At 73.4% G+C, this 9,085-nt stretch carries 8 protein-coding genes and 1 pseudogene; 5 read left to right on the plus strand and 4 right to left on the minus strand.

The genetic code is table 11. The features are described from left to right. From GT042_RS39365 to lgt, 5 genes and pseudogenes are all read left to right on the plus strand, one after another. A pseudogene (locus GT042_RS39365) lies at positions 1-100 on the plus strand (tryptophan synthase subunit(beta)); the annotation flags it as partial. A gap of 159 nt (positions 101-259) precedes the next feature. After that, a complete protein-coding gene (gene trpB / locus GT042_RS24315; RefSeq protein WP_237531126.1) occupies positions 260-1,495 on the plus strand; it encodes a tryptophan synthase subunit beta in 1,236 nt (411 codons plus the stop codon). Continuing rightward, positions 1,492-2,304, plus strand: a complete 813-nt coding sequence (gene trpA, locus GT042_RS24320; protein WP_161310863.1) for a tryptophan synthase subunit alpha — start codon at positions 1,492-1,494, stop codon at positions 2,302-2,304. Before trpB ends, trpA begins: the two co-directional genes overlap by 4 nt. Before the next feature lie 76 nt (positions 2,305-2,380). Beyond that, positions 2,381-3,211: a thioredoxin domain-containing protein gene (locus GT042_RS24325; protein ID WP_161310864.1), complete on the plus strand. Its 831-nt coding sequence runs from the start codon at positions 2,381-2,383 to the stop codon at positions 3,209-3,211. 69 nt (positions 3,212-3,280) lie between these two features. Next, entirely contained in the window at positions 3,281-4,198 is a 918-nt protein-coding gene (gene lgt, locus GT042_RS24330; RefSeq protein ID WP_161310865.1) for a prolipoprotein diacylglyceryl transferase, read from the plus strand. Positions 4,199-4,527: 329 nt separating this feature from the next. Here the strand turns inward: lgt and GT042_RS24335 are convergent, their stop codons facing one another. From GT042_RS24335 to GT042_RS24350, 4 genes are read right to left on the minus strand one after another with little or no spacing between them, the layout of a single operon-like run. Next, positions 4,528-5,322, minus strand: coding sequence for a CoA ester lyase (locus GT042_RS24335; RefSeq protein ID WP_161310866.1), 795 nt, complete (start codon positions 5,320-5,322; stop codon positions 4,528-4,530). Continuing rightward, positions 5,319-6,575: a CoA transferase gene (locus tag GT042_RS24340; protein ID WP_161310867.1), complete on the minus strand. Its 1,257-nt coding sequence runs from the start codon at positions 6,573-6,575 to the stop codon at positions 5,319-5,321. Before GT042_RS24340 ends, GT042_RS24335 begins: the two co-directional genes overlap by 4 nt. Continuing rightward, the gene (gene rbsK, locus GT042_RS24345) at positions 6,572-7,456 is read right to left on the minus strand and encodes a ribokinase (protein ID WP_161310868.1); all 885 of its coding nucleotides are present in this window, start codon (positions 7,454-7,456) and stop codon (positions 6,572-6,574) included. Before rbsK ends, GT042_RS24340 begins: the two co-directional genes overlap by 4 nt. Next, positions 7,453-9,048 (minus strand): ADP-ribosylglycohydrolase family protein, encoded by a 1,596-nt coding sequence (locus GT042_RS24350; RefSeq protein ID WP_345943897.1) that lies wholly within the window; start codon positions 9,046-9,048, stop codon positions 7,453-7,455. The genes rbsK and GT042_RS24350 overlap by 4 nt, the downstream gene beginning before the upstream one ends. Between the last annotated feature and the right edge of the window lie 37 nt (positions 9,049-9,085).

Below are 9,085 nucleotides of genomic sequence, written 5' to 3' on the forward strand. Positions count from 1 at the left end.
CCGTGCGCCGGCGCGGCGGGTGCACGGGCGGCGGGTGCGGTACGTGATCGGCGACGAGCCCGGTCAGGTCAACGGGATGCGATGGCGCGGCGGTCGCTGAGACCGCAATCGTCCACCGGGCCGCGCGGCCCGGGTGTGTCCGTGGAGGGGCGTCGTACGCCCGCACGTCCTGGTGACACCGCCCGCCCCGCGCCCGGATCCGTCCGTTGCTCCGAGGAGTCGTACCGGAATGCCTGAGAAGTCACCCGAATCAGAAGTCATGTCAGAATTCTTCATCCCCGATCCCGAGGGACTCGTCCCCAGCGCCGCAGGCTACTTCGGTGACTTCGGCGGCAAGTTCATCCCCGAGGCGCTGGTCGCCGCCGTGGACGAGGTCGCCGTCGAGTACGAGAAAGCCAAGGGCGATCCCGCCTTCGCGGCCGAGCTGAACGAGCTGATGGCGAACTACACCGGCCGGCCCAGCGCGCTGACCGAGGTCCCGCGGTTCGCCGAACACGCCGGGGGCGCCCGGGTGTTCCTCAAGCGGGAGGACCTCAACCACACGGGGTCCCACAAGATCAACAACGTGCTGGGGCAGGCGCTGCTCACCAAGCGCATGGGCAAGACCCGCGTCATCGCCGAGACCGGCGCCGGCCAGCACGGCGTGGCCACGGCCACCGCCTGCGCGCTCTTCGGCCTCGAATGCACCATCTACATGGGGGAGATCGACACCCAGCGCCAGGCGCTGAACGTCGCCCGCATGCGGATGCTCGGCGCCGACGTGGTGCCCGTGCTGTCCGGCAGCCGTACCCTCAAGGACGCCATCAACGAGGCGTTCCGCGACTGGGTCGCCAACGTGGACCGTACGCACTACCTCTTCGGCACCGTCGCCGGACCGCACCCCTTCCCCGCGATGGTCCGGGACTTCCACCGCGTCATCGGGGTCGAGGCCAGGCGCCAGATCCTGGAGCGGGCCGGACGGCTCCCGGACGCCGCCGTCGCCTGTGTGGGCGGCGGGTCCAACGCGATCGGGCTCTTCCACGCGTTCATCCCCGACGCGGACGTCCGGCTCGTGGGCTGCGAGCCCGCGGGACACGGCATCGAGAGCGGCGAGCACGCGGCCACGCTGAGCGCGGGCGAGCCCGGCATCCTGCACGGCTCACGGTCGTACGTCCTCCAGGACGAGGAGGGCCAGATCACCGAGCCGTACTCGATCTCCGCCGGACTCGACTACCCGGGCATCGGCCCCGAGCACGCGTACCTCAAGGACAGCGGGCGCGGGGAGTACCGCGCCGTCACGGACGACGCGGCCATGCAGGCGCTGCTGCTGCTCTCCCGTACGGAAGGGATCATCCCGGCCATCGAGAGCGCGCACGCGCTGGCCGGCGCCCTGGAAGTGGGACAGGAGCTGGGGAAGGACGGCCTGATCGTCGTCAACCTCTCCGGGCGCGGCGACAAGGACATGGACACGGCCGCCCGCTACTTCGGGCTGTACGACGGGGAGGGCTCCAAGTGAGCGGGAACGTAGCGCTGCTCGACGCCACACTGGCGGCGGCCAAGGCCGAGGACCGGGCCGCCCTCATCGCCTATCTGCCCGCCGGGTTCCCGACGGTGGACGGCGGCATCGCGGCGGTCAAGGCCGTCTTCGAGGGGGGCGCCGACATCGTCGAGATCGGGCTGCCGCACAGCGACCCGGTGCTCGACGGACCCGTCATCCAGACCGCCGACGACATCGCCCTCAAGGGCGGCGTCAAGATCGCGGACGTGATGCGCACGGTCCGTGAGGCGTACGAGGCGACCGGGAAGCCGGTGCTCGTGATGACGTACTGGAACCCGATCGACCGCTACGGCGTCGAGCGGTTCACCGCCGAGCTGGCGGCGGCGGGCGGCGCCGGGTGCATCCTGCCCGACCTGCCGGTCCAGGAGTCCGCGCTGTGGCGCGAGCACGCGGAGAAGCACGGCCTGGCCACGGTCTTCGTGGTCGCGCCCAGCAGCAAGGACCAGCGGCTCGCCGAGATCACGGCCGTAGGCAGCGGATTTGTCTACGCGGCCTCCCTGATGGGCGTGACCGGTACGCGCGTGTCGGTCGGCGCGCAGGCCCAGGACCTGGTGGTGCGCACCCGCGCCACGACCGACCTGCCCGTCTGTGTGGGGCTCGGGGTGTCCGACGCGGCGCAGGCCGCCGAGGTCGCGGGCTTCGCGGACGGGGTGATCGTCGGCTCGGCCTTCGTGAAGCGGATGCTGGACGCCCCCGACGCGGCATCGGGCCTGGTCGCGGTGCGTGAGCTGGCGGCCGAGCTGGCCGCCGGTGTTCGCAAGCGCTGACGGGTGGCATAACCCGTAAGGGTGGACCTGGGGCCGGGGAGGTGCGTACGCACCTCCCCGGTTCGTTGCGCCCTGCGTGAGCGAGAAGAACCGTGAGGCAAGGCGGAGCGCGAGAGAGCGGCTCCAGCAGGAACGTGTGGCGGAGAAGTCCCGGGAGAAGCGCAAGCGGGTGCTGGTCGTCGCGTCGACGGTCGTCGGCGTGCTCGGGGTGGTCGCGGTGATCGGCGTGGTCGCCGCCAAGGCGGGCAAGGACGGCACCAGCGACGCCGCGGGCCCCGTGCTCGCGCCGTCCGGCGTCTCGGGCAAGGACGACCTGGCGATCCCCGTGGGCGCGCCCGACGCGCCCTCCACGCTGACGGTGTGGGAGGACTTCCGCTGCCCGGCGTGCGCCCAGTTCGAGAACGCGTTCCGGAGCACCGTCCACGAGCTGGAGGACCAGGGACAGCTCAAGGCCGAGTACCACCTCGCCACGATCATCGACGGCAACATGGGCGGCACGGGCTCGCTGCGCGCGGCCAACGCCGCCGCCTGCGCCCAGGACGTCGGCAAGTTCGCCCCGTACCACGACGAGCTGTACAAGAACCAGCCCGCGGAGACGGACGACGCCTTCGCCAGGAACAGCCGGCTGCTGGAGCTGGCGGGCAAGGTCGAGGGCCTGGAGTCGGCGCCCGGCTTCCGGCAGTGCGTGGAGGGCGGGGACCACAACAACTGGGTGAACAAGTCGGCGACGGCGTTCCGTACGGGCGGCTTCTCCGGGACGCCGACCGTGCTCCTGAACGGGGAGGCGGTCTTCCCGAAGAAGGGCAACGAGAACATCACACCCGACAATCTGAAGAAGTGGGTGAAGGAGGCCAACCGGGGCAAGAAGCCCGGTACGGCACCGCCCGAGACGACGTCCGTGGGCTGACCTCGTTACCAGGAAGTTGCCGGGCGGGTCGGCGCAGGTCCCGCCCGGCACGGTACCGTCGGTTCTGCCATGGAACTTGCCTACATTCCCAGCCCGTCGTCCGGTGTGCTCCATCTTGGACCGCTCCCGCTGCGCGGCTACGCGTTCTGCATCATCATCGGTGTCTTCGTCGCCGTCTGGTACGGCGGCAAGCGCTGGGTCGCCCGGGGCGGCAAAGCCGGCACCGTGGCCGACATCGCCGTCTGGGCGGTGCCCTTCGGCCTGGTCGGCGGGCGGCTCTACCACGTCATCACCGACTACCAGCTGTACTTCAGCGACGGTGAGGACTGGGTCGACGCCTTCAAGATCTGGGAGGGCGGCCTCGGGATCTGGGGCGCGATCGCGCTGGGCGCGGTGGGCGCCTGGATCGGCTGCCGGCGGCGGGGGATCCCGCTGCCCGCGTGGGCGGACGCGCTGGCGCCCGCGATCGCGTTCGCGCAGGCGATCGGGCGGTGGGGCAACTGGTTCAACCAGGAGCTGTACGGCAAGGCGACCGACGTGCCGTGGGCGCTGAAGATCTCCTCGGGGCCGAACCGAGAGGCGGGCCTCTACCACCCGACGTTCCTGTACGAGTCGCTGTGGTGCGTCGGGGTGGCCCTGCTGGTCATCTGGGCCGACCGCCGCTTCAAGCTCGGGCACGGGCGGGCGTTCGCGCTGTACGTCGCGGCGTACTGCGTGGGGCGCTTCTGGATCGAGTACCTGCGGGTCGACGAGGCGCACCACATCCTGGGCCTGCGCCTGAACGACTGGACGGCGATCGTCATCTTCGCGCTGGCGGTCACGTACATCGTGATCTCGTCGCGGATCCGCCCCGGGCGCGAAGAGGTGGTGGAGCCGGACCGCGACGAGTCGGCGAAGCCGGTGGCGCCGGAGCCCTCCTCCGAGCCGGAGGACGCGAAGCCGACCGACGCGGCTGCCGACGCGGCGGACGCGAAGACGACGACCTGACGACGGGCTGCGCCTCGCCGACCGGTGCCGCCGGGCCTCCTGGGCCTGGCGGCACCGTCGTTCCACGCGGCCTGCGGCCACGTTTGTCCTCAATCGCCGGACGGGCTTGATGTGGCCGGGCCGAGCCGTCGAGTGCGGGGCGCTGACCGCTGCGGCGGGTGCGGGCTCCTCGCTGGGTCCTCAATCGCCGGACGGGCTGAAACAGCCCGCCCGGCGATTGTCGTCCCGCACTCTGACGATCAGGGCAGCCATATCAAGCCCGTCCGGCGATTGAGGACGGAACCCTGGCGCACGGGGGCGTCGAACGAGCGGGGCCCCGGGGGCGGGGCCTACTTCCGTGACGCCAGCGCCAGCGTACGGCGCGCCGCCGCCACGATCGCCGCGTCGACAAAGCGCCCGTCCGGGAGGGACTGGGCGCCGCCGTCACGGGTCGCCGCCTCCACCACCTCCTCCGCCGCCTCGATCTCCTGCGACGTCGGCAGATAGGCCCGCTCGATCACCGGCAGCTGGCGGGGATGGATCGCCGCCCGGCCCAGGAACCCCAGTGCCCGCCCGTGCGCGCAGGACGCCGCCAGTCCCTCCAGGTCCTGGACGTCCGGGAACACCGACTGGGCGGGCGGCGCCAGCCCGGCCGCGCGGGCCGCCACCACGACCCGGCCGCGCGCCCAGTCGAGGCCGGAGTCGTCCCGTACCCCCAGATCCGCGCGCAGGTCCGACTCACCGAGCCCGATGCCCCGTACGGCGGGATGCGCGGTCGCGATCGCGTACGCGTGCTCGATCCCCATCGCCGACTCCAGCAGCGCGTACAGCGCCGTGTCCGGTGTCCTCGCCGCGATCCGGTGGATGTCGGACGCGTGGGTGACCTTGGGGAGCCGGAGGCCCGACAGCCCGGGGAGCCCGGCCAGCGCCGCCGCGTCCGGGCCGTCGTCGATACGGACATGGACCGGCGTCGCGTGCGGCTCGGACAGGAACTCGGCGGCGGCGGCGCGCGCGTGCTCCTTGCGGTCCGGGGCCACCGCGTCCTCCAGGTCCACGATCACCACGTCCGCGCCCCGCGACAGCGCCTTCACCATCACCTCGGGCCGGTCCCCGGGGACGTACAACCAGGTCAGCGGGATCGTCACAGCGCCCCCTCCGACCGCAGCGCCGCGATCTCCGGCGCCGACAGGCCCAGGTCGGCCAGCACCGCGTCGGTGTCCGCGCCGTGCGGGCGGCCCGCCCAGCGGATGGCCCCGGGCGTCTCGGAGAGCCGGAAGAGGACGTTCTGCATCCGCAGCGGGCCCAGCTCGGGGTCGGGGACCTCGGTGACGCTGTCCAGCGCCCGGTACTGCGGGTCCTCCATGACGTCCCGGATGTCGTAGACCGGCGCGATCGCCGCCTCGGCCTTCTCGAACGCCGCCATCGCCTCGTCCCGGGTGTGCCGGGCGATCCAGTCGCCCACCGCGTCGTCCAGGACGTCCGCGTGCTCCGCCCGGCCCCCGCCGGTGGCGAACCACGGCTCGGCCGCCAGCTCGGGCCGCCCCACCAGGCGCATCACGCGCTCCGCGACGGACTGCGCGGACGTGGAGACCGCGAGCCAGGAGCCGTCGGCGGTCCGGTAGGTGTTGCGGGGGGCGTTGTTGCGGGACCGGTTGCCCGTACGCGGCTGGACGTAGCCGAGCTGGTCGTACCAGAGCGGCTGCGGTCCGAGCACGGTGAGGATCGGCTCGATGATCGCCAGGTCGACCACCTGGCCGCGCCCGGTGATCTGACGGCCCGCGAGCGCGGTCATCACCGCGTACGCCGTGGCCAGCGCCGCGATCGAGTCGGCCAGGCCGAACGGCGGCAGGGTCGGCGGCCCGTCCGGTTCGCCGGTGATCGCGGCGAAGCCGCTCATCGCCTCGGCGAGCGTGCCGAAGCCGGGGCGGTGGGAGTACGGGCCGAACTGGCCGAACCCGGTGACGCGGGCCAGCACCAGCCGGGGGTTGGCCGTGGACAGCTCCTCCCAGCCGAGGCCCCACTTCTCCAGCGTGCCGGGCCGGAAGTTCTCGATGACGACGTCGGCCTCGGCGGCCATGCGCAGGAGCAGGTCCCGGCCGCCGGGCGTGGACAGGTCGAGGGTGACCGCGCGCTTGTTGCGGCCGAGCAGCTTCCACCACAGGCCCACCCCGTCCTTGGCGGGACCGTGTCCCCGGGAGGGGTCGGGGCGGGTGGGGTGCTCGATCTTGACGACGTCCGCGCCGAAGTCCCCGAGCATCGTCGCCGCGAGGGGGCCGGCGAAGAGCGTGGCGAGATCGAGGACGCGCAGACCGGCGAGGGGGGCGGGAGCAGGGGCGGTGGGGGTGGGGGTGACGGGATCCGGCTCGGGGGTGGCGGTGGGGGGCGCTGCGGTGGTCATGAGGCCTCGATCTCGGTGCGGTACGGCATGGAGGTGGACGCCCCCGGGCGCTGGACGCACAGCGCCGCGGCGGTGGAGGCCCAGTGCAGGGCCTCGGGCATGGGGCGGCCCTCGACCAGCGCGACGGCGAGCGCGCCCACGAAGGTGTCGCCCGCGGCGGTGGTGTCCACGGCGGTGACCTGGGGGGCGGGCACGAAGAGGGGTTCCGTGGTGCGGGACGCGTGGAGGCTGCCGGCCCGGCCCAGGGTGATCACCACCTCGGGGACCTGCCGGAGCAGCGCGTCGGCCGCCGTGCGCGGGTCCGCGATCCCGGTGAGTACGGCCGCCTCGTGCTCGTTGGGCACCAACAGGTCGGTGGCGGCGAGGAGTTCGGGCGGCAGGGGCTGGGCGGGGGCCGGGGTGAGGACGGTCCGTACCCCGTGGCGGCGGGCCGCCTCCGCCCCGGCGACCACGGCGCTCAGGGGGAGTTCGAGCTGGAGGAGCAGCGCGTCGGCCGTGGTGATGAGGGCCTCGTCGCCGGGGCCGAGGCCGGTGACGGTGCCGTTCGCGCCCGGGACGACGACGATGGCGTTGCCGCCGTCGTCGTCCACCACGATGTGCGCGGTGCCCGAGGCGCCCTCGGCGGTGCGCAGGAGGTCGGTGTCGACGCAGGACGCTTCGAGCGTGTGCCGCAGCACCGTACCGAAGTCGTCGGAGCCGACCGCGCCGATCATCGCGACGGAGCCGCCGGCGCGGGCGGCGGCGACGGCCTGGTTGGCGCCCTTGCCGCCGGGCACGGTGACGAACTCCCGTCCGGTGACGGTCTCCCCGAGCTTGGGGGCGCGGGCGGTGTACGCGACGAGATCCATGTTGGTGCTGCCGAGCACCACGATGCCGGTCATGGGTGGAGGGCCTCCTCGGGGGCGGGCGCCGGTGCGGCGAGTGGGTGGGTGAGCTCGGCGAGGGTGTCGAAGCCGATGCCGTCGAAACCGCCGACGGAGGTGGCGAGACGGTTCTTGAGCGGTCCTGTCCAGCGCTCCGGCAGCCGGTCCGGGTGGCCGGCCAGCAGCCCGGCGACGGAACCGGCCGTCGCGCCGTTCGAGTCGGTGTCCCAACCACCCGACACGGCACGGCAGATGGAGCCGGTGAAGTCGCCGTCGGCGTGGGTGAGGGCGGCGGCGAGCAGGGCCGTGTTCGGGACGACGTGGACCCAGTGGTAGTGGCCGAGGGCGGAGTGGAGGAGGTCGACGACGGGTTCGAAGTCGGTGTGGGCGTGTTCCCCGGCGACGGCGATGCCGAGGCGGACGGCGTCGGCGAGGCGGGAGCGGGGCGGTACGACGGAGAGGCCGGCGCGCAGGCAGGCGTGCACGTCAGCGCCCGTACGGTGCCCCTGCCCCTGTCCCTGCTGTCCCTGCCCCTGGCCGGCGGCCGACGCCACGGTGGCGGCGACGAACATCGCGCCGTAGACACCGTTGCCGGTGTGGGTCAACACCGCGTCCCGGTAGGCCTGTTCAGCGGCGGCTGTGGGATCGCCGGGGTTCGTCCACCCGTGGACGTCGGCCCGGATGGCCGCGCCGATCCACTCGCGGAACGGGTTGCGGTGGACGGCGGTGTGCGGGGGCTCGATCCCGTGGAGCAGATTGCCGTACGCGACCCGCTCGGCGGTGAACGTACGCCCGGCGGGCAGCTCGTCCAGCCAGAGCCTGGCGACCTGACCGGTCGTGAACTCCCTTCCGTGGCGCTGGAGGAGGAGCAGGTTGAGGAGCGGGTAGTTGAGGTCGTCGTCCTCGGGCATCCCGTCGATGTTCTCGGCGAGCGAGGTCGGCGCGGAGCGCCGGTTCCAGGGGTACGCGTCGGTGAGTTCGGCCGGTACGCCTTTCGCGGTGAACCACGAACGCAGAGGCCAGTTGCCCGCGGCGGCGGCGAGGGCACGGATCCCGGCGAGGGGCAGCTTCTCGACGGGCTTCCCCAGCAGACACCCGACGGCCCGCCCGAGCCAGGCGGCGTGGAGCTGGGCGACGGTGAGGGGGGACCGTCCGGCGGGGGCCGCGCCGGGGTGCGCGGGGGCGGTGGGCCCGGTGCGGGTTGATGTGTGGGTGGGGCGGGCCGGTTTCCCGTCCGGGTCCCGGGACGGCTCGGCGGGGGCGGTGGCGGTGGTGTGGGTGGACGTGTCGGCGGGGTGGGGTGCTTGTCGGTCCGGGTCCCGGTCCCGGGGCCGTCCGGCAGGGGGCGTGTCCGCGTGCGGGCCGTCCGGAACTCCGGGCCGCGCCGGGGCGGTGGGACCGCCGTGGGGGAGCGGGTCGGTGGGGTGCGGTGGTTGAGCACCCGGGCCCCGGGACCATTCGACGTGGTCGGCGTCCGTACGGGTTGGTCTGTTCGGCGCCTCGGCCCGTACGGGGGTGGCGGGACCGGAACGGGGGAGCGCCCCGGGGACGTGCGGCGGTGGGCCGCTGTGGCCGGGGGCGTCGGCGGGCGTCGGCGCGGCCCCGAACACCTTGAGGTCCTGGGGGCCACAGGCGGTACGGGGCGGC

This window comes from Streptomyces sp. SID3212 (genome assembly GCF_009865405.1).
GTDB lineage: Bacteria > Actinomycetota > Actinomycetes > Streptomycetales > Streptomycetaceae > Streptomyces.